This is a genomic window from Candidatus Bathyarchaeia archaeon (genome assembly GCA_041447175.1).
Classification (GTDB): Archaea; Thermoproteota; Bathyarchaeia; order Bathyarchaeales; family Bathycorpusculaceae; genus JADGNF01.
Genome location: CP166960.1, coordinates 2423811 through 2449210, shown reverse-complemented (window position 1 = coordinate 2449210; position 25400 = coordinate 2423811). Strand labels below are relative to the sequence as shown.

Here is a 25400-nt window from a genome sequence, read left to right as displayed (position 1 = left end):
GGAAAGTTGCCTAAATTGTGTTTGCGTTCTCAAGTTTTTTGCTCTTTTTTTTCTTGTGCGACTTGCCACATTTGATTAAAGTATCCTTGTGCCATAGCCACTATAACGGGGTTGTTTGAGGTTAAACTTGTTTTATCCCACAATTCAGACGATGGACCCGTGAACATGTAGGTTTCTTTTTCATCAATTATACCAAACTGCGAAGCCGTGCAAGACTGCGTGTATCTAATTTTAAACCCGCCTTCTTGGTTCAATTTTTCAACTGTTTCTAATATTCTCATTGAAATTTTTTTTCTCCAACATTGCAAACTATAAGGCGAAATTTTATCCCTCGATTTAGCAGTTTTTGAGTTGTTGAATCGGTTCCATCTAAAACATTCAATAGGTAATGGCAAAAGTTTTCTGGGCATAAAAAAATGCCGTCATAGCTTTTTTTAATGTTCCTAAAAAGCTTCACAAATATTCGCTTGTTCGCTTCTTTGCTTTCGGTCAGAACGATTTGGGGTTCCTCGTTTTGAACTACTTTAGCCACCTTTTGCCGATTGATTTTTTTAATCTGGTCTTTCGTGTTTTCCTCAAATTCCCTAAACGCCGCGACTTTACGTGAAAATAGAATTTGAATTCCTTCTCGTAAGGGAAGAGACCTAAACAGGTTTGGATTTGCAATTATTTTTTGAACTAACCCCATTTCTTGGAGTTTAGCGATTATTTGATAGGTGTGTGCTCTATCTATTTTAGTGTTTTCTGAGATTGTTTTTATGGGTGCGTTGCCGAGTTTGTTGAGGACTAAGTAAACCCTAACTTGTAGCTTGGTAAGTCCAAGTTTTGTTAAAACCTCATAACAATCTTCTTGGGCAGTCACATATCTCTCTCCAAATATGTTCCGTTTTAATTTAAAAGTTCATGACTTAAGTTTTGTGTTAGTGCATGTATGCACTCGCCATTTTTTAAAAGTCCTCAAACCTATGCACCTAACATAAATATGGAGAGAGAAATTTGCATAGAACATTCAATTTCAAAACAAAAAATAAACCGTTGTTTCTAACCGCTGCTTTGATTCTGATACTCGCTTCCCCTGCGTTACTCATGAACATACCCACAGTAAAAGCCGCAAATTATGACACCTACGCTTTTCTTGCTCTTTCAACTAACCCCGTTGGCGTAGGTCAAACCGTCGTTGTTGTTTCTTGGCTATCTCTGCCGCCACCCACCGCTTTCGGGATTACAGGTGAACAATGGGAAGATTTGACTGTGACGGTCACAACTCCTGAGGGGATAACCGAGACCAAAGGACCCTACTCTTCCGATGCTATCGGACAGATATATTTCAGTTATATCCCCACTGAAGTCGGCTCATATCGTTTTCAGTTCCACTTTCCCGGGCAACTAAGCCAGAACGGCAACTATTACAATCCCAGTGACAGCCCCATAGTTTCGTTAACTGTACAACAGGAACAAATTGAACCATACCCAAACACACCGCTCCCTGATGCAAACACCTACTGGGAGCGCCCCATAAACGGTCAAAATCTTCTCTGGACAACATTTTCAGGAAACTGGCTGGGATTAGGCTCCGCTTCTTTTGGATCCAGAGCATTTAATTCAATGTCCAACTATGGCAACTTCAACCCTTACACCGCAGCACCCAACACTGCACATATCGTTTGGACAAAAGAAAACGGCTTTGGCGGCGTAATAGGCGGCGAATATAGTGACCCCCCAACGTACTATACAGGTAACTCTTACGAGGCACAATTTACTCCCCCAGTAATCATAAACGGCGTACTATACTACAACACCGCAAGCCCACCCAAATATGGATTCCAAGCAGTAGACATACGAACTGGCGAAACACTCTGGTACCAAAACAGCACTGGACAACAATCCGACCCCCAAATCAGCACAGGTACACTTGGAGGTATAATCTGGCCTGGAATAACCAACGGGCAAGTGCTCAATTATATCACCGAAAACCAGTATGGCGGTATTCCATACCTTTGGAACACATTTGGCTCTGTTTGGTCCATGTATGACGCTTTCACTGGAAACTGGATACTTAACTTAGCAAATGCCTCTGCTTCATCGCCAACTTTCACCACTGACAAAACAGGCGCCCTCTTCATGTACCTCATGGGTGACAGCTGGCTGGCTATGTGGAATTCAACCAAAGCAGTCCCAACATCAACAACTATACCCGGCTACCGCACTTGGAGACCTGTCACTGGCAGCACAACCGACTGGAGAAACGGATTAGAATGGAACGTAACCTTAGCTCAACCAATACCGGGGCAATCAATTGCTAAAGTAAGCTCCGACATGATTTTGGCGGTTTCCTCAAGGGATGCAGCTCCAGGCACGCGGCTTGAAATTGGCTATGACGCACAAACAGGAGAACAACTCTGGATTCAAAACAGAACCCACCTTATCCCTGGCTCAAACAACTACAACCTCCAAGGACCCATGGCAGAAGGCGTTTACACTGAATACATCCAGGAACAGCAAGCATGGTATGGTTTTAGCGCCCTTACAGGAGAACAACTGTGGGGTCCAACTGACTCAACTTCTAATGCATGGAGCGTCTACAACACCGGATCCGCAATAGCTTACAACACCCTCTATTCGCTTTGCTTTGATGGACTACACGCTTACGACCTAACAACTGGAGAGCATCTGTGGGATTTTGCAGCCTTAAGCAGCGGAGTACAAACAATATACGGTATTTGGCCCTTTGACCTGGGGAGCTTCACTATCGCAGACGGAAAAGTCTACATCGCAGTAGGACACTCACACGGAGTTTTACCACAATTTGCCGACGCGGAACTGTACTGTATCAACGCAACCACAGGAGAAGAAGTTTTCAGCGTTTTAGGTTGGATGCAAGACGGCTGGACAAACGCTCCGGCAGTTGCAGACGGCTACCTTGTAACTGAGAACGGCTATGACAAGCAAATTTACTGCTTCGGAAAAGGTCAAACCGCAACTACCGTCTCGTATGAACCAGTCATAGGCAGCAGCACCAGCATCTTAATCAAAGGCTCCGTCACCGACCAATCTCCAGGCCAGACTTGTCTTGGAATTCCTGCAGCAGGCACACCTGCAATCTCTGACGCGGACATGAGTGAGTGGATGGAGTACCTCTACATGCAGCAGCCAAAACCAACGGAAGCAACAGGTGTAACTGTGCATCTGACAGCAGTTGACCCCAACGGTAACACCCAAGACATCGACACAGTCACCAGCGACATGGACGGCAACTTTGCGGTAGAATGGGCTCCTCCTGTTCCCGGAGTCTACACTTTGAAGGCGTCATTTGACGGTTCAGGCTCATACTTCAAATCCTACGGAGCAACCTCTTTTGCCATTTCGGAAGCTCCAGTTTCTCCATCGCTTTCACCTCCGCCAACTTCGCAACCAACAACAGCAGTCTCCCCCTCAGCTCCATTAACGCCCACACAGACAGCCGAGCCATCCCCGTCAACCGCTCCACAACCAGCAAGTGAAACGCCCATAGCCGTTTACATTACTATTGCAGCAGCAGTCATTGTCGCAATTGTCGTTGCAGCAGCAATTGCCCTAAGAAGAAACAAATAAATGCAGTATACAAACTGCCCTTCTCCTTTTTTGGGACAAACTAAGCGTCGAAGAATGGCTGAGAGGACTCTGGAGACACTATTTTCAACTTTGGATTTTAATTCTTTTCTCTCCTAGGACACTCCCCCTCCAGAGCCCCAGTAAACCGCTAGCTTGTCCAAAGCTGCCCTGCGGCGTCATAAACGGTTTTGGGCATAACTTGTTTGTGTTCATTTTTCGTATTTTTTTCCTGTAAATTGGCAGGAACGCAGTTTGCAGAGTGAAAAGTTTAAAAATTGAGACATATGCAATTTTTAACCTGTAGGTAACTGTATTGGGGAACAATTGGGGTAACCACGACTTTGGCAATGTTCATCGAATAATACTGTTGGTTTTGCTTAACGAAGGGCCCTCAACCCTAAACGAATTGGAGGAACGGGCTTCCTCTTTAAATGCCTATTACAGTCTTCCCAGCGAAATCAGAGAACGCCGAGAGAAACGCCGCAGAAAACGCAAAGTTGACTTACCCACCGCGTGCAACACACTCGTTGAAGAACAATACGTGTACCTAACTCAAGACAACAAATACGTTTTAACAGAGGCAGGCAAAGCTAAAGCCGAAGACACCGCAAAAGCCATTGACCGAGGAGCCCACATTCTTGAAAAACATGTTCTGACGCCCCAAGCAACAGCAAGAAACACCATAATCGCCTACTTTTTCCTGTCTGTTTTGAAGCTAACCGCGGGGCTCTTTGGGGGTAGTGTCGGGTTAATCGCCGACGGCTCCGACACTTCTGTGGACACTGCCTCTGCGGGTGTTGTCTGGTTAGGCATCAAATTCAAGAAAGAAATGTTCGGCACCATCGTCATTCTTGTGTTGATGTTTGCCACCGCCGCATCCCTATTCTACGCGTCAGCAAACTCCATCATTCAGAACATAAACGGTACATTCCTGCCCATGTCCGAGCCATACATGGTAATAATCGTAGAAAGCATCGCGATGCTTTCTGCATTTACGTTTTCGATGTATCAGCGGCTTGTGGGACGCAGAAACAAAAGCCTTGCGTTAATTTCCCAGTCTATCGACGGCCAAAACAGTGTCTACTCAGCCATCGCCGTTATTGCAGGTGCAGTGTTCTCCCTTTTTGGGGTATACTGGGTGGACGCAGTCGTCGGCGGATTTATAGCACTTAAAATCAGTTTGAACGGTGTGGCTTTGATGCGGCAAGCCATAAACTCCATGAAAGGGAAAGAACCAGACTTTGACCAGTTTAAGCTGCCGTTTGAGGAGCAAATCGAGATAAAACGCAGGGAAACCTTCCGCAACTGGATACTTTACGCAATACAAAAAGAAAAACTGCACACTAAACCCGAAATTATCCGCTCGCTGGAACGAACGTTCAAGCCCAAGTTTGTGCCTGCCTTGTTTGCTGAGTTAACCATGGGGAAACGGTTTGATTTTGAAAACAACTTTTCGGAGCTGGTGACGCCATTGCTGAATGAAGAGTACTTGCAGGAAAAAGAAGGCGTGTTCACATTGACCGAGAAGGGTAAAGCGTATCTTAAAAAAATGTTGAGCACAGTCAAGTACCACCAAAGCGAACTGTAACCAGTCATCTGGAGACTCTTCTTATCTGGCTAAACCTCTCTTTTTCAAAACATCGAACATAGTTGCCTTAGGGTTAAAGTTCAAAGTTAGCACGTTTCAAAACCAAGCTTTACCTAACCAATTGCATTAAAGCCGTTTTACGTTTTATATGCCGCAAAAACCCGTTTTACAGTCAAAAAACGAAAAAGCAGCCCAAATCTGAGCCTGAAAAAAGCTGAGGGGTAAGGGTGTAGAGCGGAAGCATGCTTGGCAACTAACGCTTTTAACTGTTTTCTGTCTGGGGTTGTTGGGTCGGAAAATTAATTAAGTAAAAATCTCTGATAAACTCGGAATAAAATGGTGATTTAGTATGGCAATAAAAGTAGGAATTAACGGATTCGGAAGAATCGGCAGACTTCTCTACCGCGCAGCTCTTGAGAAAAACGCAAACATCGACTTTGTCGCCATCAACGACCTTACAGACGCCAAAACCAATGCACACCTGCTCAAATATGACAGTGTCCACGGACGCTTTCCAGGCACCGTCGAAGTCCAAGGCAAAGACTTGGTCGTTAACGGCAAGACCCTTCAGGTCGTCAGCCAAAGAGACCCCGCCGTCCTGCCATGGAAAGACTTGGGCGTTTACCTTGCAGTTGAGTCCACAGGCTTATTCACTAAACGTGCAGATGCATCCAAACACCTTCAAGCAGGAGCCCAAAAAGTTCTCATCTCCGCGCCATCCCCAGACCCAGACGTAACCATAGTTATGGGTGTTAACAGTGAAACTTACAACCCAGACGCACATCAGGTCCTCAGCAACGCCAGCTGCACCACTAACTGTCTTGCTCCTATAAGCAAAGTTCTCGCTGACAACTTTGGCATCGAGAAAGCCTTCATGAGCACCACCCACAGCTACACCAACGACCAGAAAGTTCAGGACCTAGTCCACAAAGACCTCAGACGCGCACGCGCCGCCGGAATAAACATCATTCCCACAAGCACAGGCGCAGCAAAAGCCATCGGTTTAGTTTTGCCTCAATGCAACGGCAAAATGAACGGTATGTCTTTGCGTGTTCCAACCGCTGACGTGTCCATTGTCGACTTGACTGCAGTTTTGAGCAAAGAGGTCACCAAAGACGAAATCAACGCTGCCATGAAACAAGCCGCTGAGTCTGGTCCACTGAAGGGCATTCTCCAGTACACTGAAGACGAAATTGTCAGCACTGACGTCTTGCACAGCACCTACAGCAGCGTGTTCGATGCAGGGTTAACCATGGTTATGGGCGAAAAGAGCAACTTTGTTAAGGTCTTCTCGTGGTACGACAACGAGTGGGGCTTTAGCAACCGCATGGTTGACTTCATCGAAATGGTCGGCGCAAAAGCTGGCTTATAGACGCGGTGCATCTGAAGCTTTAAAACCAACTTTTCCTTTTCTTTTTTCAATAAACCTGAACTGAATTTGGGATGTATTGACATGGCGAACTATAAGACTTTAGATGATTTTGACGTGGAAGATAAAGTGGTTCTTGTCCGTGTGGACTTTAACAGCGAAATTGACCCGCAAACCAAAAACGTTAACAGCGACGTACGCATCAAGGCGCACGCAGAAACAACAATCAAAGAACTTGCCGAAAAAGGCGCCAAAACCGTCATCTTAGCACATCAAGGCAGAAAAGGCGACCCCGACTACACCCCGCTAAAGCAGCATGCTGAAATTTTGGGCAAAATCTTGGGGTGCACAGTGAATTATGTGGATGATGTTTACGGCGACAAAGCCAAAGCAGCCATCAAGGAGCTTAAAGGCGGCGAAATCCTTGTGCTGGAGAACGTGCGCAGCTTTGACGGCGAAACCAAAAACGGCACGCCTGAACAACACGCCCAAACACCGCTGGTGCAGAACCTTGCGCCTTTGGCGGACTTGTTTGTGAATGACGCGTTTGCTGCAGCACACCGCGGACATGTTTCGATGGTGGGCTTCACCGCGGTTTTGCCTTCGGCAGCTGGCAGAATCATGGAGCGCGAACTCAAATCCTTGGCGAAAGCCTTGGAGAAGCCTGAGCACCCATGCGTCTACGTTATGGGTGGAGCGAAAGCTGATGACAGCTTGGAAATTAGCAAGTACGTGCTAAGCAACGGCATCGCAGACAAGGTTTTGGTTGGCGGTGTGACTTCGCAGCTGTTTTTGGCGGCGCAAGGCGTTTCTTTGGGTGCCAAAACAATGGCGTTTCTGGAGAAAAAGGACCTGACACAATTTATCCCAGGCATTAAGGAGCTTTTGGCGCAGTATCCTAAAGCCATCGTGATTCCCACCGACGTCGCGTTGGACGTGGAGGGCAAACGCAAAGAAATTTCGGTTTCGGAGCTGCCAACCGAGTACAGCATTTTTGACTTAGGCTCCAAAACCGTCGCATGCTTTGCAACCATAATCAAAGACGCCAAAAGCATTGTGGTTAGTGGTCCAATGGGTGTGTACGAAAACCCCGAGTTTAACTACGGCACCAAAAAAGTCTTTGAAGCCATCGCAGACTCAGAAGGCTTCAGTCTTGCAGGCGGCGGAAACACCATCGCAGCCATCAACGAATACGGCTTAAGCAGCAAAATCGGCTACATCAGCACCGCAGGCGGAGCACTCATCGAGTTTTTGATGGGCAAAAAGCTTCCAGGCGTTGTTGCCCTAGAAAACGCTGCCGCAACCAAAAAAATCTAAACCCCCTTCCTTCCCTTTTCTTGTGTTTTCTTTTTCTGCACTTTTGCTCTCCCCCACCTTTCTGCAGAGCCCGTTTTGGGCTGTTTTTTTGTTTCTGCGTCGGAAATGGGCTTAACATGCGTCGGGGATAGGCGGGATGTGACAGGGAACGGCGGGAAACGTCAAATTTTGTCACAAAAGGGCAGGCAGCCTTCCAAAGTTCGACCGAAAACGCGTCGTCAAAATGTGTCTCAAAGGCATTTTGGGAGGGCTTGCTGGGGCTCTGGAAAGCAATCTAGGAGTGATAGAGAAGAGTGAAAAATCAACAGCAAGTGGAGCTTTAAGTTCTTCAGAGCCCACTCAGCCCCTAACTTCAATCCAATAGCTTTTTTTGAGCAGACTTTAATTCATGCTTTCGGCACTTGATTACAGATGGTTACCCTTTGGTTAGTTGGATAGTGAGAAACGTTCTTGGGCTGGGACCACAAACTTGAGCACTTCGCCGGTAACGGGGTCTTCAGCTTGCAAAATACGCACCTTCATCCCGTAGACTTCTCCAATGTTCTGTTCCGTCATAACTTTAGAGGGTTCTCCTGTTGCAATGAATTTGCCGCTATTCATCAAAGCCACCTTACTTGAATAAAGTATTGCTTGGTCAGGAAGATGCGTAGTCATTACGACTGTCAGACCCTGTGCAGCCAACTTGTCAATCATCCTCAGAACAAGGACTTGATTTTTGAAGTCCAGATGCGAAGTAGGTTCATCCATCAAAACAACCTGAGGCTGTTGCGCTAAAACTCGAGCGATGAAAACAAGTTGGCGCTCTCCGCCGCTAATTTGAGTGTATGGTTTGTCTTGTAGATGCAGCAACCCTACTGTCGTTAAAGCGTCTATTGCAATTTCGGTATCAACTTGGGATGGCGAAGCAAAAAAACTCAAATGAGGGGCGCGTCCCATGCGAACAACTTCCAAAACAGAAAAAGGAAACGTGAGGTTGTGGTCTTGAAAAACAAAACCAATTGCCTTTGCTACCTTATCAGAGGGCATAGAATCAAGTTTTTGTCCGTCTAAAAGAATATGCCCTTTGTTTAGATTTAGAAGCCCATTCATGCAACGCATCAGCGTAGTTTTTCCACATCCGTTGGGACCGAGAACACAAACAACTTCTCCCGAACGGACGTCTAAGTTAAGACCACTAAAGATTGTTCGTTTACCATAATTAAAAGCGGCATCTTTTACTTGTAGCTTAGGTTCCAATCACTTCAAAGCTCCCTTAGTTTTACGAAGAATGATTAAGAAGAAGGGTGCACCAAGCAAAGCTGTAAGAATCCCCAGCGGAATCTCACCTGAGGTAAGAGTGCGGGCGAGGTCATCCATAACTAGCAAATATGCCGAACCAATACATACACAAGCGGGAAGCAGCGCTTTGTGATCTGAACCAACCAGCATTCGACCAATATGAGGAATGATTAAGCCAACCCAGCCGATTAGTCCACTTACAGTTACTGCTGCAGCAACCGTAATAGTTGAGAAGATAATAATGATACCCTTCAAACGTTCCGTTCTCACCCCCAATGAGCGCGCCTCATCGTCACCCAAAGCAAGCAGGTTGATTCTCCACCTGATTAAAAGAAGCCCAACAATTCCAACCACCATTAAAGGAACTGCAGGCACAAGAGTATCCCATGTTGTTCCCGTGAGGCCCCCAAGCAACCAAAAAACAATGGGCTGAAGTTTGGTGTTGGGAGGCGCTACATATTCAATTATCCCGATTAATGCAGAGAAAAAAGCAGAAATCACAACACCAGAGAGGACAAGCATTAACAGAGGAGTTGTTTTGTAAACTCGGCTGAGCAGGTACGTCAAACCTACCGCTAGTAAACCAAAGCTAAATGCTGAAATCTGTAAAAGAGCGGTGTTGCCTCCAAGGAGGATAACGAGGACTGCTCCAAAACTTGCTGCTGCTGACACACCTAGTATGTCGGGACTGACTAAGGGATTTTGAAGCATTCCCTGATTAGATGCCCCCGCAATAGCTAAACCGGCTCCGATGGTGAGGGCTAGGATGGCTCGCGGTATCCTAACAAGATTTATTACGTATACGTTTACAAGAGGCACAGTGTTTTCAGTGCGAAAGATATCTGAAAAAAGGGTTTGGAAAACATCCTGTGGAGAAACTGGATAGACACCCAAAAAAAGAGATACGAAGAAAACAATAAGTGGACAAGCAATTAGAACCAGCAGTTTAGCCTTACTGGACGACAGAAAGTTTTGTTTGTTTGTTGCCAATTAAAAACGCCAAACCCCCGTCCTGTTAGGCGCTTTTTTTAACAACACTGTTCCCTCTTTTAGTTTGCTGGATTTAGGATTTCATTGATCTCGTCAGGAGATAAATTGTAACGTAGGAACGTCTTATAAAAAAACCGCGTTTCTTCTTCGATATCAATGTCCTCAAATTTGTCGGGATATAACCGCTTGGCATACCACTGCAACTGCAAAGCCATTTCCGGTTCACACGCCACCCACGGATACAATCCATAAGGCCCCACAAGTATCCTGTTATTTCGCACTGCCTTAAGCTTCTGCCATTCTGAGTTGTTAAGGATTACATTCTTGAAATTAGTAGGAATTACAATTATGTCTGGGTCCAGTTGCTGAACCTGTTCAATTGAGACATATTTGGCATCGTCAAAGCCTGTAGCCACGTTTATTCCCCCTCCTTTCACTAGCCAGTCATTAAGAGGATGATTATTTCCTATAGTCATTATTGGGTCAAATGAGTTGGCGAAAAAAACTTTCGGACGCTTTTCTGTGGGAATAACGGAAAGGGTGGAAGTTATCTTTTCTATTTTGTTACTTAAATAGGTGCGATATTGGGCAGCTTTTTGTGATTCTTCTTCGCCTAACACGTTGCCAAAGAATTCGACCACTCGCATGTGGTCTTCAAGATTTCTATGGTAAACAGTCAAAACGGGGACACCTAAGGCTTCCAAATGCTCAATTGTATGGTCATTTGTGGAGACTATTGCGGCGTCAATTTGGGCATGTTTGAGTGCGTTGGTGTCAATTTTACCTTTTTCAAAAGGAAATAGTTTGTTTGCGAGGGCGGGATAGACTTTCAATGATAGGGGTGTACGGGCGTGTTTCACTGTTGCGGCAATTTTGTCCCCTGAGCCAAGAATCAGCATTAGCATATTGTGAACTGCGCGCGAAACAGCAACCCGTTTTATGCTCTTAGGAACTTCTACGACTCGCCCATTCATGTCCACTATTTTTCTTGAATTTTCACTTTTCATTTGACCACTCTAAGAAGGGGAAGAATGGGAAAGAATGTTGTTGGCATCAACTTCTGTCAAGGAGTACCCATAGAATGTTTCATAGAAAGACATCGTTTCAGCTGATAGGTTGAGGTCTGGGAATAAGTCTGGATGCAGCAGTTTTGCGCCCCATTGAACCATTAAGGCGGATTCTACGGATGTCCCTGACCACGTCCACAATCCTTCAGGACAGAAGTAAACTTGGCTGTTCTGAACGGCACTTACTTGGCTCCACAATGAATCATTTTGCATGACTGTTAAGTTCATCGGCGTTCCTGATGGGGCAGTGTACACGATTATTTCCGGGTTCCAGTTCAAGACGGTTTCCATGTTAATTGCCTTTGCACCCTCAAAATCAACTGCGTTTGAGCCACCGTCTACAATTATCCATGAACCTTGCTGAGTGTCGGAGCCAAAAGCCATCATGTTCATTACTGAATCTCGAACGTAGAAGAATAGAAAGGCTACGGATGGAGAAGTGCCCGTAGAAGACGTGGATATTGTTGAGTTAATTTCGTTTATTGTATTCTCGAAGTAGGTGTTGAATTGTTCAGCTTTGGCTGTTGCGCTGTCTCCGAAAACTTGTCCCAAGATTAACATGCTTTGTTGCAGCCCCGCCCAGTTGTCTATGTCAATTTCTACGACAGGTATTCCTACACCTTCGACCGCAGCAATGTTTGTGTCGGAGTAAGGTGTGATGTAGACATCGGGAGTCAAAGCCAATAGTTGTTCGACGTTAAGGCTGCTACCGTTAAAGGCGGTAGGTATGTTTGCAACCGAGGGCTGTATTTTTTCCCACCATGCACTTGGCAATACACTTTTGCATTCAACTACTTTATCTTCAACACCCAGTGCTAGTATCAAAGTTTGCATGACAGGATTATTCATTGCCACTCTGTCTACAGTGTACGGAATTGTCACACTTCTTCCCGCGGCATCAACAATTGTTTTTGTTGTTGGAACGGAAGAGGAAGTTGGAGACAGAGTGGGTGATGGGGATGGTGAAGGTGACGACGAATTGTTACCAGAATAACAAACCAACCCTATTGCGGAAGCACATACAATGATAATTACTAAGGATATAGCCAGATATTTTGTGTTCATTTGCTTGACTCCACGATGTGCACAGCAATACCCATCGTTGATTTAAGCATTGCTGGTGTTTTGCCATAGAAAATGCCACAAAACAAAGAAAATCTAAAAACCCTTTCTTTCTTTTTGCTCTTTTAGCACCTACTTTTTTCGGGAATGTTTTGGGGCAGTCATTTGTTGTGCAATGGTTTGCATGAATATAGGTTAACTACCTCTGACCTACCCCTATCCCGCTATAGGTTCTGCCAGAAGCGACCTTTGCTCATTCACCAAGTGGGAACTATGCAAAATCCTGCATTGAGTTAAGACAGAGCAGGCATGTTCACTTTTTCCAAAACTTGTGGGCTTACGTGTTTCCATGCCTTACTTTAACGGCTACGCCTACTTTGAAAGCATGCATCTCTTCTGCTGACAGAAATGCTCGTCCGACTGCCACCACGTTGCCCTCTTCATCTTTGACGATAACTTCATCCTTAGCATGGACCTCTTTATCTACCGCTACAACGTGGGCGGCAAACACGTCTCCTCCGTCGGCCACAAACTTGGCTATGTCCTGCCGCACCGTGACAAAACATTGGGCGTCAGGTTTGCTTTTTGCTAGTTTTGCGGCGGCTTTAACGCTCAACGAAAAGAAGCTGTCGGTGGGACGCAGGGTGGCAATTCTTTCTCCGTTAAGGTTTACGTAGCGAATTCTGCCTGTGGCGGGGGAATACTGGATTTCAACATCGTCAGGAAACAGCTGGTCTCCTGTGCCTTGCCCGAATTGGTAGTCCGCGATGCATCGTATACGGTTTAGAGGATTCTCCACGACGGTTTCACCGTGAATGTAGCTGTTTTAGTTCGACAAGTATAAACCTTGGGTAATACAAAATAGAAACAGGTGAACGATTCATTGCGATGCGAAGTCTGCGGACGCAAAATTCGCGAAGAACCCATGCGTGTAGTAATTGAAGGCGCTAAACTAACTGTATGCTCAGCTTGCGCTAAACATGGAAAAGTGGAGTGGGACGAATCGCCCAAACCAGCCGCGGTAATCCCTCAACCCGCCTTCTCAGGGCAGGGCGCTCCAACACGAAGACCCATTCCGATTAAGAAAAAAGTCATTATCGCCCGAGTGGACACCGCCCAAGAAATTGCGGAAGACTACGCTGAAGTCATCCGTCAAGCCCGCGAAAAACTTGGGTTGAGCCACGAAGACTTGGGCAAGAAGATAAACGAAAAAGAATCCGTACTGCGCAAAATCGAAACAGGAAAAATGGCGCCCACTGACCAACTGGTCTCCAAGCTGGAGCACACGCTAAAGATTAAGCTGCTGGTTCCTGTCGCTGAAGAAAAAGTTTCCCTTCCTAAAGCTGCAAACCGGGAATTCACGTTAGGCGACGCCATCAAAATCAGCAAGAAAAGCAAGGGAGAGTAACCCACCAAACGAAAGCAATCATAGTGCAGCGCCGCCTAAACCGTGAAGCCTCAAGCTTGCCCGAGCTGCGGCGGCTTGCTCAATCCGCGGGCTATGATGTGGTGGCGGAGTTTGAACAGACGCGGCGGGCAGATGCACGATACCAAATAGGCAGAGGCAAAGTTGAGGAACTCGCAGACCTTGTTAAGGAAACTGGCGCCGAAAAAGTCATCTTCGACAATGCCCTGCGGATGATTCAGGCGTATAATTTGGCGAAAGCCACCAAAGTCGAAATCATTGACCGCTTCCAACTTATTCTGGAAATTTTCAATAAACGCGCCACAACCACCGAAGCCAAACTGCAGATTCAACTGGCAACCCTGAAAAACGAGTTAAAACACGCCAAAGAAAAAGTGCGCCTCACTAAACATGGGGAGCAGCCGGGCTTCATGGGCATCGGTGTTTATGAGGCGGAGATTTACCGTGAAGCCATCAAACGGCAAGTGCACACCATTCAGCAGAAGCTGGGGCACATCCGAGAGAAACGGGTGCTGCACCGCGAACGACGCACCGCGTTGGGGTTGTATTCGGTTTCGTTGGCGGGCTACACCAACGCGGGCAAAAGCAGCCTCTTCAATGCTCTCTCAGAAGCAACCGTTGAAGTAGACAACGCCCTGTTCACGACGCTTTCAACCACAACACGACTGATTGAGTTTTCCAAACGCCGCTTTCTACTCACGGATACCGTGGGCTTCATCGACCGCTTACCCCATACATTGGTTGAGGCGTTTCTTTCCACGCTGGAAGAAACCGTCTACTCTGACCTACTCATTTTGGTGCTGGACATTAGCGAGCCCTTAGAAACTGTACGCAAAAAGAACCAAACCTGCCAACAAACCATCAACCGCATAGGCGCCTCAGGGCTGCCGATGCTGACTTTGCTTAACAAAATTGACTGTTTAAGCCCCCAAGAAGCCCAACAGAAACTTGAGGCGCTTCGGGAAGAAACCAAGAACCCCCTGCTTATATCGGCAAAATCTAAAACCAACTTTGACCAGCTACAGCAAGAGATTCTAAGGCGGCTAGAGGGTTATGTGGCGGCTGCTTTTTGGGTGCCCATGACTCAAGAGACGATGTCGCTGGTTTCGTGGGTTCACAAAGGCGCCGATGTGAAGAAAATCACTTACAACGACAACACCGTGGACGTTCAACTTGAAGCTAGTCCTGAGTTTGCCGAGAAATTGCGAAAACGTGTAGAAACCTTGCAGGGAAAAATCGAAATAAACCTTGAACCCACATAGAGGAGAAACAGGGTGCCGGACGTGAAGGTTGTTGTTTTGAGGTGGGGACACCGACCCCAGAGGGATGTGCGGCTTACTAGTCATGTGGCGTTGGCTTCCCGTGCGTTGGGTGCCGGTGGGTTTGTGCTCTCTGACGCGGTGGATGAGAAAATTAAGCAGACCGTGGAGAAGGTTTCCGCTACGTGGGGTGGCGATTTCTCTTTTGAGATGGGAACCAAATGGCAGCATACGGTGCGGGACTGGAGAGGCCGCGGTGGTGTTGTGGTTCATTTAACGGTGTATGGTGAAAACATCCAAACCAGTGATGTGATGCAGCGGATACGCGACTTGGGCAAGGACGTGTTGGTGCTTGTGGGCAGCCAGAAAGTACCCCGAGAATTCTACTCCCCTGAAGTCTCCGACTTCAACGTGGCTGTTGGCAATCAGCCCCACTCGGAATGTGCTGCCCTTGCCATATTTCTCGACCGCTTCTTTTTGGGTGAGGCATTAGGCAAACCGTTTGAGAACGCAAAAATGAAGGTTATTCCTCAAGAACACGGCAAAAAAGTGGTCTGATGCTGTAGGCGCATGGAGTTTTTGCGGCTTTTATTAAGAAGAGTTTTATGGGAGACCCGCAAGTATATTATACTGTTCAAGGAACCAGACTATGTTATCTACCATTGACGACGCAACATTGATGAAGGTGGCGACTTCTCTTGGCGAAGAAGAGGCAGTTACTCTAATTGAGAACCTCAAAAACGTCGACGAAATCACCGACGACGAAATAGCTAACAAAACCGGCATCCGTCTTAACTCGGTTCGCAAAATTCTCTACAAACTCTACGACCACTCCTTGGTGAGTTTGAGGCGAACCCGTGACCCCAAAACAGGATGGTTCATTTTTCATTGGAAACTGCAGCCCGACCAGTTGGAGGGCTTTATTTTAAGCCAGAAACGCCGCGTGCTCGAAAAACTCACCGTGCGGCTGGAGTATGAAGTGAATCACGATTTTTACTACTGCAACACGTCGGGATGTAGGCGGGTGACCTTTGAGGAAGCGGTGGAGGCGGTTTTCCACTGTGGCGTCTGCGGCAAAGCCTTGGTGCATTCTGATAATGACCGTCTTATTTTTAGACTAACTGAGAAAGTTGACCAGTTAAGGAAGGAATTGGGTGAGTAGCCAGCTTCCCTCCCGGGAGCAAGCGCTCAAAATTCTCCACGATGCGGGCTGCTCAAAAAGCGTTATTGCCCACTGCAAAGCTGTCTCCAAGCTTGCAGAAAAAACAGCGCAGGCATGCCAGAAGAAAGGGTATTCTGTGGATGTGGAACTGGTGACGATTGGGGCTCTTTTGCATGATGTGGGTCGTTCCAAAACCCATTCGGTGGACCATGTGGTGGCAGGCGCCGAAATCGCCCACACTCTGGGTCTGCCTGATGCCGTGGTTACCATTATTGAGCGGCATGTGGGCGGCGGCGTTACCGACAAAGAAGCTCAAGAGTTGGGCTGGCCTAAACGCAGCTACATGCCTGTCTCGTTGGAGGAGAAGATTGTTTCTTACGCCGACAAACTGGTGGAAACAGACAATACACGCGTTCCCATCAAAGAAACCGTGGACAAACTCAGGGCAGCCAACCTTAATGATGCCGCTGACCGCGTCCAAAAAATCCACAAAGAAATCTCCGCCATTATAGGAGAAAACCCATGACCACCCTTACCCTTTCCACGCCGATCTACAATTCCCACCAACTCAAACAGTTAACCCTAATTCTCGAAGACCTACTGGGCGACCTAAGCGTGGAAGCCAAAATCTTGGGCACGCAGGCGAGCAGATGGGTTCAGTTGGAGCTTTCAGGGGAAGACGAAACCATCGCGACCAAGCTGCTGGAGCGGGAAGCAGGCGGGTTTTGCCCCGTCAGCTTGGAGAACGTGAAGAAATTCGCCGCCCAAAAAGGCTACGTAACGGGCTTGGAGAAAAACTCGACGGAGCTAACCTTGGATGTAGGGATTTTTGACCCTAAACCCGCATACGCCACCATACCACTTAGCCGCCTTCAAGCAACCCTTGCGGACGGGAAGGAGGTTTCGCTTAAGAAACTGGCTGAGTTATGGGGCATCGGCGACAACCGCCCCCTTGAAATCAAAATCCTAGAAGTGGATGCAAAAAACAGCCAGCTCAAAGCCGACCTGCAACCCAGCCAAGTGCACAAGCTGATGCAGTGGCGGGACTCCCTACTAGACCGGCTTATAGTGCTAGGAGCATCTAAAAATGAGCTCAACGTAGCGGTTGGACAGGAGAGGCTTAACCGAGACGTAATCGAAACGGAAGCGCTGGGCATGTTTGAGTACGCATTGGTTTGTAAGCTGGGCACAGACGCTACAGGCTTAATCGGGCGCTTAGGCAGACGCCTTCGCAAAGCAAAGTTCACAGTGTTTAATCCTAAGCGTGTGGTTGAGTTTTCAGAAAAACCACAAGCCTAACTTTTCATCCCTGCTTTGAAACAAGTTTTTTACCTTAAAATGTAGCTGTGTATTCTACGGTAGCAAATTATTAAACCAACAACACAAGAGACACCTATTGATTACATGTCCAAGAAAACGGTGCCAACGCTTTCAGTGGCTTGCTTGCTCTTGCTTCTCTTTTCTTTCTTGACTATTGGAAATTGGGGACATGCACAAACCACTAACGCAGCACTTGACTGCGCCTCTGCTTCTTTTGAGGCTGAGGTATGCATGCACATCACCAGCTTCAACAACGCCACAACTGTGGTTGCAGACCTTGTTGACCTCGGAGTGAAGTGGGTCCGAATCGACTGGGTAGCTGAACAGAAAATGGTAGACTTCATGCAAACAATGCACGCTAACAACATAAGCGTGTTAGCCATAATTGACAGCAACACCCTAGAGAACCAGCCCGTCAATATGTCCACTTGGGAAACCAACGTAACCTCCATCATGCAAACTCCCTGCGCCAAGTATGTTGATGCCTGGGAAATCTGGAACGAACCCAACAGCCCCCAATACCCACAAGCATACTTCACCCCCCAGGCGTACCATGACCTGCTGGCAAGCGCGTATGCCGTAATCAAAAGCCACTCAAACGCGTCGGTGGTTGCAGCAGGCTTAACTCCAAACGGCAACTGGGGCATAAACGCATTATACGCTTGCGGCGACACAGCAAACTATGTTGACATTCAAGGCGTCCACCTCTATGGCGATGTTGAATCCAATTTGGCAACCCTAGCCGCCGCTAAACAACTCACCGGCAAGCCCCTCTGGGTCACCGAATACGGCAGGCCCTCCAGTGGAGCCTCAGAATACACGGAGGCAAACCAAGCAAAATGGCTCCAAGACAACTTCGTCCCCCTACATTCGGATGCCGACAAAATTTTCTGGTACGAAATGTATGATGAAACTATCCAAAACTCTCTGAAAGAAAACAGTTTTGGATTGATCGCTCTTGATGGAACTCGAAAACCCGTGTTTTATGCCTTATCCGCCCAAGTGCAGTTTGCTGACGCCTCCAGCATGGTGGGTGCCTACTATTACCCATGGTGGGGCATCCCCTCCAACAACCACTGGACGGAAAACGTCAAGGGCACACCATACTCAGGTTACTACAACTCAAACGACCCCAACATTGCCAACCAGCAAATTCAGTTAGCACAGCGGCACGGCGTAGGCTTTTTTGCGGCGTCGTGGATTGGGCAGGGCACATGGCACGACGGCGACTTTGCCCTCATCGACCAGAACCTCAGAAATGGCTTGTTGAAAGCGCCCTGTATGAGCGGGTTTAAGTTCTGCCTGCTCTATGAAACCGTCCTTGTATTGGATAACGCCTTGGCTGACGCAAAAAACGTTTCCACAATTTTCTTGGACGACTTTGCCTACGCTACCCAAAACTACTTTTGTAACCCCAGCTACCTAAAAGTTGACGGCGCACCCGTGCTTTTTCTCTACAATTTGCCCTACCTCTACGAAAACCTCGGCGAAAACGAAACGCAGGCGCTCTTGGATTGTGCGCGGCAACAAGCAAAATCTCAAGGGTTTGACCTGTACCTGATTGGCGACCTGAACGGAGGTCCCGCACCGCCCGACGCGGATTCGCCAATGTTTTACTTTTTGAACGCCACCACCAGCTACCACTTTGACGACAAAGCCGAAAACTGGAGTCAACTTCTGGCAGATGCAGAAACGTGTTATCCTCAATGGCGCTCAACGATGGAAACCGTGGGCATAGGGTTTGTTCCAAATGCGTACCCAGGCTTTAACAACACCCAGAATGCTGGCGCAAGTGTGCCGTGGGCAGTTTTGCCGCCAAGTGCAGCTTCTTTTGAGCAGATGCTGCAAACCGCGTTGAACAATACGAGTTCTAGCTTGGGGTTTGTTATGGTTACTTCGTGGAATGAGTGGCTGGAAGGAACCCAAATTGAATCCTCAACCACTTCTGGAACAGTCTTCTTGGAAGCAATCAAAGGTGCTTTGTCTACGTTTAGGCAAAACCAAACTTTAGACCCTGAACCGTCGCCTATACCTGAGCTTTCATTTTGGGTAACTCTACTTGGGATTGTTGCTGTCACGATGACAATTCTGGTCTTAAAACTCGCTAAACCCAAACAAAACAGAGTTTGCCAAGCGGAACCCAAATAATCAATTGTGGTGGGCCGAGCCGGATTCGGACCGGCGACCTTTGGCTCGTAAAGCCAACGTCCTAACCAGGCTAGACGATCGGCCCACAGTATTTGCCCCCCTGAACAGGGAAGCTACTGTATTGGATTCTCTTCTGGTTCATAAGTTTTGTTGAATAAGTCCAGCTCAAAATGTGCAGACACGTAAAGAAAAGATGGTTAGGGGAAGCCTTCAATCAGGTCGTAAAGGTAGGCGTCCCACTCTGCGGATTCTTTCTCCAGCAACTCAAACATACTCTTAAGCGCTTTGTGATGCTTCTTTTCGTCGTCAAGGATGTTGAGAACCAACTGCTTGATTTTCTTGTCTTTGATGACTTCGCTGATTTCCTGTGCCTGCTTTAGCATCTTTGCTTCTTCTTTGATGTGGCTGCTTAATTCTTCTTTTCCGAGCCCTTTGCTTTCTTTGCCCATAACTGCAGTGTCGTTTAGGTCAACAATCATCTGGTACGTTTCGGAGTGCTTCATGGTGTCAAGGATTATGCAGTGCAGGAACAGTTTGATAAGGGGGTTTTGAGCGGACTCGTAGAGGGGGGTGAGTTTTTTGGCGGTTTGGTCTTCAAACTCTTTTTGCTGCTTGATTTTGTCAAGAACATTTTTGTCAACAATTTCCCATGACAAAACAAATTCCTCGCTTATTTCCAGCCGAAACTTAATTAATTAACCTTATGCAACGCCCTTAACATCTCCCACCATGTTTTCCCAGATACGTTTCTTGCGGGTTCTCCGCATGTGTTGGCAATAAATATTAAATCGGCGAGCATTCATAATGCAACACACTCAAGCAAACCGGGTTTGAATAAAAGGGTGATTATTTGAAGCGAATCCTCTGTACAGGCGCAGGCGGACCCGCAGGCATAAACTTCACAATGTCCCTACGGGCAGCACCCGAAACCGCAGTTCTGGTGGGCACCGACTCCAACGAGTACTTCCTAAACTTAGCCATAACCGACACCCGACAACTGGTTCCCAGAGCCAAAGACCCAGCCTACATCGACGCCTTAAACGACATCATACACAAAGAACACATCGAGTTCCTCCACGCCCAACCCGACATCGAAGTGGAGGCGGTGTCGGAAAACCGCGAAAAACTCGACGCACCAACCTTCCTGCCCTCCAAGGATGCCGTGAAAGCCTGCCAAGACAAGTTACAATCCGCCAAAGTCTGGAAACAAAAAGATGTGCCTGTCGCCCGAACCCTCGAAGCCCGCAGTGACTCCGACATCGACGAGGCGTTTGAGACGTTTGGTAGCCCCATTTGGATCCGCGCACGGCACGGGGCGGGAGGCAAAGGCAGCACCCCAGCAGACAACAAAGAAACCGCCGTAGCGTGGATAGAGTATTGGCGTAGCCGCGGGGTTGATTGGGATTTCATTGCGCAGGAGCATCTGCCGGGCAGAAACATTGCGTTTCATAGCCTTTGGAAAGACGGCGAACTGGTCACGTCGATGGCTCGGGAGCGGCTGGAGTACATTTACGCGTACTTGGCGCCTTCGGGCATCACGGGAACCCCTGCTGTGCAGCGCACCGTTCACGATGACGCAGTAAACCGAATAGGCACCGAGGCTGTGCTGTCCATTGATTCCAAGTTCAGCGGCATTGCCAGCGTGGACCTAAAAGAAAACGCAGCAGGAACCCCCTGCGTGACCGAAATCAACCCCGGCAGAATGTTCACCACCAGCTTCTTTTTCAGCTACGCCAGCAAAACCCTCCGCAACGACTACTGCGCCAACATCCCCTACCTGTACACTCGGCTAGCATTCAAAGAAACCATCCCAGAGATGCCCCGCTACAACGTGCTCCCCGCGGACTTGTACTGGGTTAGGCATATGGATGCCCCCGCAAGGCTGGTCAAAGACGGCAAAGTTTTGGGAGCCATGTACCACTAATGCCAACCGCAGCAATTTTTGATTTAGACGGCACCTTGGTCTGCTTGCCCATTAACTGGGAAGCCCTCTTCGACGAGCTTAAACGCATAATGCGTTTGGATGTGGTGCGTCCGCTGGTGGATGTGATCTCGCAAGCAGATGCACAAACAAGGCGGGAAGTTTTTGCTGCCTGGGACAGGGCAGAGTTGGCAGTAGTCAAAGACATCACTCCCTGCGCTGAGGGTATGGCGGCGTATAGGGAACAGGCGGGCAAACCTCGGGCGCTGGTTACGATGCAGGGCAAAAAAGCCGTCAAAGCAATTCTGGGCCCGTTTGGGCTCCATTTTGATGTGGTAATCACGCGGGAGGACAGTATAAGCCGCGCCGAGCAGCTGCTTATGGCTGCAGAGAAGCTGGGAGTTTCTGTTGTGCAGGTTTTGTTTGTGGGCAACACCGACAGCGACACCGCCGCCGCTGAGAAGGTGGGCTGCAGTTTCAGAAGAGTAAAACAACCGTGACAGCAACCATTCATTGCCTGCCGTAATCAAGAAACCGTTTGGTCACTACCCCTCTATCGTTTCTGCATCGAATCAATATTAGCATCCAAATAGACACCAAATAAGCGGGGCTTGTTACTATACATAGTGCGTTTATTGGACAAAATTTATTACGGCAAGTTGTGCCCTTCCTTAACGAGCAGTTATGCCTGACGTTTGGTTAGACACCGTAACCCCCAAAATCAGCATCGTCATCCACAGCCTGCTACCCAGCCTGCACGAGAAAGGTTACTCAACGCTTGTTACTGCCAAAAAGCAGACCCAAACCACTGACCTTCTAGACGCCCTCAACGTGCCCTACCACTCAATTGGGGAGTATGGCACTAACCCCAAAGAGAAACTTGCCGCCGACGCCAACCGCATGCTCGGGCTTCTGGAACTCTTTGACAAGGTAGGGTACCCGAAGGTGCTTTGGGCTCACGGCGATGTGGCAGCAATCCGCACGGCTTTTGGGCTGGGCATACCCATCGTTTACGCCAACGACACCGTCTTTGCGTACCATGTAGCTAAGCTTGTGTCACCCATTGTAGATTGGTTGGTGGCGCCCCAATGCTTTGGAAAATCATGGAGCAAGTTTGGCATAGCCAAAAACCAAATCATCCACTACGACGGGCTGGAAGAGTGCGCGTGGCTAAAAACAGAGTTTAAGAAACCCAAGTTTCTGGAGGAACTCAGCGGCAAAAAGCCAGTGGTGCTTTTCCGCGACGCCGAGTACCAAGCCAGCTACTGCAAAGAGGTCAAAGTTGACAGCCAACGGCTCATCCGAGAACTCGCCAAGCACGCCACCGTCGTTTGCCTGCCAAGATACGAAGCGGAGAGAGAAAAACTCAGAGAAATCCCCAACGTCTGGGTATCACCCAAACCCGTGTTGACCGCGCAGCTAATTCCGTATGTGGATTTGATGGTAGGCAGCGGGGGCACTGCATGCCGAGAAACCGCGTTGGCAGGGATTCCAACGATTAATTTCCATTTCTGGGATGTGCAAGCACGATACCTTCACAAGAAGGGGTTCCCCATCCAAATCAGCCAAAACACCAACCGCATTATCCGAACAGCCAAAAAAATCCTGCAAAACCCCCCGAAGCACAAAATGGACACAAAAACCATGTTGGCTAAGCTTGAGTCGCCCCTACCGGTTTGGACGCGTTACGTTGAGCTTTGCATGCAACGGGGCAAGGCGGCTTAGTGGCGTTTGCCAGACTCCAAGTAGCCTTTTAGGTAATAGAATTTTATCAGGGGATGGATGTAGGCTATGGTGGCTTCCCGCATCTTGTATGCCACAAACAAGCCTGTGAAGGGGGAAATGGCAAAGCGGTAAAAAATGCCAAACCGCGAAATCGGCGCCTGCTGCTGGGATTCATGCTCAACCTTTTGCCAAATCTCCCGTGACTGAGTCCCATACCAGTACTGGTGGCTTAACTCATGCCGCAAGCCGCCGCGTAGATGAACCGACTGGACTTGATAGTTAACTGCCCAAGAATAACCTGCAAGCTTTAACCGGTAAGCCAAAGTTGTGTCCACGCCAGCGTTCACCTTCACCAGTGGAAAACCGCCTACTGAACGGATGACCTCCGTTTTGTAGATGGTATTGTCTAAGGTGCTGCCTAAAGTGAAAGCCGCATTCTGCCTGCCCCGAAGCCAAGAAGACAACTGTTCTTCTCCACGGTACTTGCGGGCAACATACTGCTGCAACCGCATGACCCCGCGGGGTTGACTTGCAAACCGCATCCCCGAAGCCGCCCCGATCTGTGGGTTCTCCAGCAGCGGCGGAATTTTGCGCCACCAATCCTCAGATAAAAGCAGGTCCTGCTCAAAACTCACGAAATATTCGCATTGAACGTGTTTGAGGGCGGTGTTGGCGCCGTCGCTTATGCCTGTTCCTTGGTTGGGGACGACTTGCCAACCGTACGATTTGACTATGTCAAGGGTGCCGTCGGTGCTTTGGTCATCTACAATAATTCGCCTGTTCACGTTTTGTGGGGGAATCACTGCGTTGATTCGTTTCAGAACCGGGGAAAGGGTTTTTGCCCCGTTTTTGGTCCACATGACCAAATCAACTTTAGCCAATATTATTCGCCTGAAAGGTCCAGTGAGAGTAGTTGAAGGTTTACATAAAAATAGCTTTTCCCCAACGGGATCATCGACCGAGAGAGTATTGCTTCAATTTTGATTGTGTCTTTCGGAATTTTTGCAACAAACGATTACATAACTCGCCGGGGTCTGAGAAGCAAAGCACAAAAAAATCCTGAAATCGAGCAAGTCTATTGTAAAGTTTCAAGTGGGGATATTTTTTTTCCAACACTTTAAGAAGCTTGTCTCTTTCAGCTCGCGTATTACGACTCACGCCATGTCTACGCCAAAAATAAAGAGGCAACATTATGGGACAACCTTTCCAGCCCCGTTTAAGCATCCTGATGGCTATATCCCAATCTTCATAAACTGTCAAAGTTTCATCGTAGCCTCCCACATCTTCAAAGGCTTTCCGACGAAACAGCGCAGCGCCAAGTTGCCCTCCAGGCCCTCGGTAAATACTTAAGGTATTATGTAGCGGATTAGGTGACCTCAGTTCATATGTTAAACCAAATTCCTGTGCACCCGTCCAAACGAAGCCTACACTGTCATTTTTGAGCATTTCTTTAACGCAAAGCGCCACATAATCAGGATGTAATTTGTCATCGGCACCAGGAGTTATGTAGAACCTTCCATGGGAAATTCTTATACCAACATTAAACGCGTAAGAAGGCCCATGATTTTCTTGGTAGATGTATCTGACGGGATACTGCTTCACCACTTGTCTTGTGTTATCAGTAGAACCGTCGTCTACAACTATGATTTCGAGGTTTTTGTAGGATTGTTTCAGAATGCTTTCAATAGTTTCTGGCAAATATCTGCCGTAATTATACGTGGCAACAACTAAACTTACCAGGGGCTCAGTCATCCGCTCACAACTCAGCGTCGCATCTTATTTTGCCGCGTGGATACGCTTTTTCTCCGTAAACAATGGTCTCACCAGAAACATCACGAGAAACAACGCTCCCCGCACCAACTAACGCATTCTCGCCGATTGTCACCCCAGCCACAATTACACTACCAGCACCGATGCTGGCTCCCCTCTTGATTGTGACAGGCTCAGAGTTCCAAGTGTCCCTTTTCGCGTCTGGATAACGGTCATTTGTTATTATTACATGAGGACCAACAAAAACGTAATCCTCAATCACCGTGCCCGGGGGTATAAAGGAGAAAGCTTCGATTTTGCACCATTTGCCGATTCGAGCACCACCGATCTCAACGAAACTTGCCACTTTCGTATTTTCACCAATGTATGAGTCGTATATGTTTACAAGTTCAGGATGCCAAATTTTA

General features: G+C 47.8%; 25 protein-coding genes and 1 tRNA gene. 14 read left to right on the top strand and 12 right to left on the bottom strand.

Annotated elements, in window-relative coordinates:
- Window positions 1-29: 29 nt before the first annotated feature.
- Window positions 30-281 (bottom strand): hypothetical protein, encoded by a 252-nt coding sequence (locus ACBZ72_12610; protein XES76999.1) that lies wholly within the window; start codon window positions 279-281, stop codon window positions 30-32.
- Window positions 278-862: a TrmB family transcriptional regulator gene (locus tag ACBZ72_12605; GenBank protein XES76998.1), complete on the bottom strand. Its 585-nt coding sequence runs from the start codon at window positions 860-862 to the stop codon at window positions 278-280. The genes ACBZ72_12610 and ACBZ72_12605 overlap by 4 nt, the downstream gene beginning before the upstream one ends.
- A gap of 134 nt (window positions 863-996) precedes the next feature.
- Here ACBZ72_12605 and ACBZ72_12600 point away from each other — a divergent pair, with 134 nt between their 5' ends.
- From ACBZ72_12600 to pgk, 4 genes are all read left to right on the top strand, one after another.
- Window positions 997-3591: a PQQ-binding-like beta-propeller repeat protein gene (locus tag ACBZ72_12600; GenBank protein ID XES76997.1), complete on the top strand. Its 2595-nt coding sequence runs from the start codon at window positions 997-999 to the stop codon at window positions 3589-3591.
- Window positions 3592-3904: 313 nt separating this feature from the next.
- Window positions 3905-5179: a cation diffusion facilitator family transporter gene (locus ACBZ72_12595; GenBank protein ID XES76996.1), complete on the top strand. Its 1275-nt coding sequence runs from the start codon at window positions 3905-3907 to the stop codon at window positions 5177-5179.
- Window positions 5180-5528: 349 nt separating this feature from the next.
- Window positions 5529-6551, top strand: a complete 1023-nt coding sequence (gene gap, locus ACBZ72_12590; protein ID XES76995.1) for a type I glyceraldehyde-3-phosphate dehydrogenase — start codon at window positions 5529-5531, stop codon at window positions 6549-6551.
- Window positions 6552-6632: 81 nt separating this feature from the next.
- Window positions 6633-7865, top strand: coding sequence for a phosphoglycerate kinase (gene pgk, locus ACBZ72_12585; GenBank protein ID XES76994.1), 1233 nt, complete (start codon window positions 6633-6635; stop codon window positions 7863-7865).
- Window positions 7866-8291: 426 nt separating this feature from the next.
- Here the strand turns inward: pgk and ACBZ72_12580 are convergent, their stop codons facing one another.
- From ACBZ72_12580 to ACBZ72_12560, 5 genes are all read right to left on the bottom strand, one after another.
- Window positions 8292-9101 carry an ABC transporter ATP-binding protein gene (locus ACBZ72_12580; GenBank protein XES76993.1) on the bottom strand — a complete coding sequence of 270 codons (810 nt, stop codon included), beginning with the start codon at window positions 9099-9101 and terminating at the stop codon, window positions 8292-8294.
- The gene (locus ACBZ72_12575) at window positions 9102-10133 is read right to left on the bottom strand and encodes a FecCD family ABC transporter permease (protein XES76992.1); all 1032 of its coding nucleotides are present in this window, start codon (window positions 10131-10133) and stop codon (window positions 9102-9104) included.
- 59 nt (window positions 10134-10192) lie between these two features.
- Window positions 10193-11140 carry an ABC transporter substrate-binding protein gene (locus tag ACBZ72_12570; GenBank protein ID XES76991.1) on the bottom strand — a complete coding sequence of 316 codons (948 nt, stop codon included), beginning with the start codon at window positions 11138-11140 and terminating at the stop codon, window positions 10193-10195.
- 9 nt (window positions 11141-11149) lie between these two features.
- Complete coding sequence (locus tag ACBZ72_12565) at window positions 11150-12265, bottom strand: ABC transporter substrate-binding protein (GenBank protein ID XES76990.1); 1116 nt, start codon at window positions 12263-12265, stop codon at window positions 11150-11152.
- 334 nt (window positions 12266-12599) lie between these two features.
- On the bottom strand, window positions 12600-13061 hold the full coding sequence (locus ACBZ72_12560) for a PUA domain-containing protein (GenBank protein ID XES76989.1): 462 nt from the start codon (window positions 13059-13061) through the stop codon (window positions 12600-12602).
- 84 nt (window positions 13062-13145) lie between these two features.
- On the opposite strand from ACBZ72_12560, the gene ACBZ72_12555 reads away from it, so the two are divergent.
- The 7 genes from ACBZ72_12555 to ACBZ72_12525 all read left to right on the top strand — a co-directional run bounded on the left by ACBZ72_12555 (window position 13146) and on the right by ACBZ72_12525 (window position 19577).
- Window positions 13146-13670, top strand: a complete 525-nt coding sequence (locus ACBZ72_12555) for a multiprotein bridging factor aMBF1 (GenBank protein XES76988.1) — start codon at window positions 13146-13148, stop codon at window positions 13668-13670.
- 23 nt (window positions 13671-13693) lie between these two features.
- On the top strand, window positions 13694-14950 hold the full coding sequence (gene hflX, locus ACBZ72_12550; protein XES76987.1) for a GTPase HflX: 1257 nt from the start codon (window positions 13694-13696) through the stop codon (window positions 14948-14950).
- A gap of 12 nt (window positions 14951-14962) precedes the next feature.
- Entirely contained in the window at window positions 14963-15505 is a 543-nt protein-coding gene (locus ACBZ72_12545; GenBank protein XES76986.1) for a tRNA (cytidine(56)-2'-O)-methyltransferase, read from the top strand.
- A gap of 91 nt (window positions 15506-15596) precedes the next feature.
- Entirely contained in the window at window positions 15597-16109 is a 513-nt protein-coding gene (locus ACBZ72_12540; GenBank protein XES76985.1) for a transcription factor, read from the top strand.
- The gene (locus ACBZ72_12535; protein XES76984.1) at window positions 16102-16635 is read left to right on the top strand and encodes an HDIG domain-containing metalloprotein; all 534 of its coding nucleotides are present in this window, start codon (window positions 16102-16104) and stop codon (window positions 16633-16635) included. The genes ACBZ72_12540 and ACBZ72_12535 overlap by 8 nt, the downstream gene beginning before the upstream one ends.
- Window positions 16632-17408 carry a DUF2110 family protein gene (locus ACBZ72_12530; protein ID XES76983.1) on the top strand — a complete coding sequence of 259 codons (777 nt, stop codon included), beginning with the start codon at window positions 16632-16634 and terminating at the stop codon, window positions 17406-17408. The genes ACBZ72_12535 and ACBZ72_12530 overlap by 4 nt, the downstream gene beginning before the upstream one ends.
- 105 nt (window positions 17409-17513) lie before the next feature.
- Entirely contained in the window at window positions 17514-19577 is a 2064-nt protein-coding gene (locus tag ACBZ72_12525) for a glycoside hydrolase family 99-like domain-containing protein (protein XES76982.1), read from the top strand.
- 7 nt (window positions 19578-19584) lie between these two features.
- On the opposite strand, the gene ACBZ72_12520 is transcribed toward ACBZ72_12525, so the two are convergent.
- A tRNA-Val gene (locus ACBZ72_12520) sits at window positions 19585-19662 on the bottom strand.
- A 112-nt stretch (window positions 19663-19774) separates the two neighbouring features.
- On the bottom strand, window positions 19775-20233 hold the full coding sequence (locus tag ACBZ72_12515; protein XES76981.1) for a hypothetical protein: 459 nt from the start codon (window positions 20231-20233) through the stop codon (window positions 19775-19777).
- A gap of 194 nt (window positions 20234-20427) precedes the next feature.
- Between ACBZ72_12515 and ACBZ72_12510 the strand changes: the two genes are divergently transcribed.
- The 3 genes from ACBZ72_12510 (at window position 20428) to ACBZ72_12500 (ending at window position 23223) form a co-directional block, all read left to right on the top strand.
- Window positions 20428-21501: an ATP-grasp domain-containing protein gene (locus ACBZ72_12510; protein XES76980.1), complete on the top strand. Its 1074-nt coding sequence runs from the start codon at window positions 20428-20430 to the stop codon at window positions 21499-21501.
- Window positions 21501-21998, top strand: a complete 498-nt coding sequence (locus tag ACBZ72_12505; protein ID XES76979.1) for an HAD family hydrolase — start codon at window positions 21501-21503, stop codon at window positions 21996-21998. The genes ACBZ72_12510 and ACBZ72_12505 overlap by 1 nt, the downstream gene beginning before the upstream one ends.
- 184 nt (window positions 21999-22182) lie before the next feature.
- Window positions 22183-23223 carry a DUF354 domain-containing protein gene (locus ACBZ72_12500; GenBank protein XES76978.1) on the top strand — a complete coding sequence of 347 codons (1041 nt, stop codon included), beginning with the start codon at window positions 22183-22185 and terminating at the stop codon, window positions 23221-23223.
- Here the strand turns inward: ACBZ72_12500 and ACBZ72_12495 are convergent.
- The 3 genes from ACBZ72_12495 to ACBZ72_12485 all read right to left on the bottom strand — a co-directional run bounded on the left by ACBZ72_12495 (window position 23220) and on the right by ACBZ72_12485 (window position 25339).
- Window positions 23220-24104 (bottom strand): glycosyltransferase family 2 protein, encoded by an 885-nt coding sequence (locus ACBZ72_12495; protein ID XES76977.1) that lies wholly within the window; start codon window positions 24102-24104, stop codon window positions 23220-23222. The genes ACBZ72_12500 and ACBZ72_12495 overlap by 4 nt on opposite strands.
- A gap of 70 nt (window positions 24105-24174) precedes the next feature.
- The gene (locus ACBZ72_12490; protein XES76976.1) at window positions 24175-24975 is read right to left on the bottom strand and encodes a glycosyltransferase family 2 protein; all 801 of its coding nucleotides are present in this window, start codon (window positions 24973-24975) and stop codon (window positions 24175-24177) included.
- Window positions 24976-24979: 4 nt separating this feature from the next.
- The gene (locus tag ACBZ72_12485; GenBank protein ID XES76975.1) at window positions 24980-25339 is read right to left on the bottom strand and encodes an acyltransferase; all 360 of its coding nucleotides are present in this window, start codon (window positions 25337-25339) and stop codon (window positions 24980-24982) included.
- Window positions 25340-25400: the final 61 nt, after the last annotated feature.

Bases quoted from the DNA above. Each gene is read 5' to 3' on its own strand.
- ACBZ72_12610 (XES76999.1), bottom strand. From the start codon at position 281: ATGAGAATATTAGAAACAGTTGAAAAATTGAACCAAGAAGGCGGGTTT.
- gap (XES76995.1), top strand. From the start codon at position 5,529: ATGGCAATAAAAGTAGGAATTAACGGATTCGGAAGAATCGGCAGACTT.
- pgk (XES76994.1), top strand. From the start codon at position 6,633: ATGGCGAACTATAAGACTTTAGATGATTTTGACGTGGAAGATAAAGTG.
- ACBZ72_12570 (XES76991.1), bottom strand. From the start codon at position 11,140: ATGAAAAGTGAAAATTCAAGAAAAATAGTGGACATGAATGGGCGAGTC.
- ACBZ72_12565 (XES76990.1), bottom strand. From the start codon at position 12,265: ATGAACACAAAATATCTGGCTATATCCTTAGTAATTATCATTGTATGT.
- ACBZ72_12540 (XES76985.1), top strand. From the start codon at position 15,597: ATGTTATCTACCATTGACGACGCAACATTGATGAAGGTGGCGACTTCT.
- ACBZ72_12530 (XES76983.1), top strand. From the start codon at position 16,632: ATGACCACCCTTACCCTTTCCACGCCGATCTACAATTCCCACCAACTC.
- ACBZ72_12525 (XES76982.1), top strand. From the start codon at position 17,514: ATGTCCAAGAAAACGGTGCCAACGCTTTCAGTGGCTTGCTTGCTCTTG.
- ACBZ72_12505 (XES76979.1), top strand. From the start codon at position 21,501: ATGCCAACCGCAGCAATTTTTGATTTAGACGGCACCTTGGTCTGCTTG.
- ACBZ72_12500 (XES76978.1), top strand. From the start codon at position 22,183: ATGCCTGACGTTTGGTTAGACACCGTAACCCCCAAAATCAGCATCGTC.
- ACBZ72_12490 (XES76976.1), bottom strand. From the start codon at position 24,975: ATGACTGAGCCCCTGGTAAGTTTAGTTGTTGCCACGTATAATTACGGC.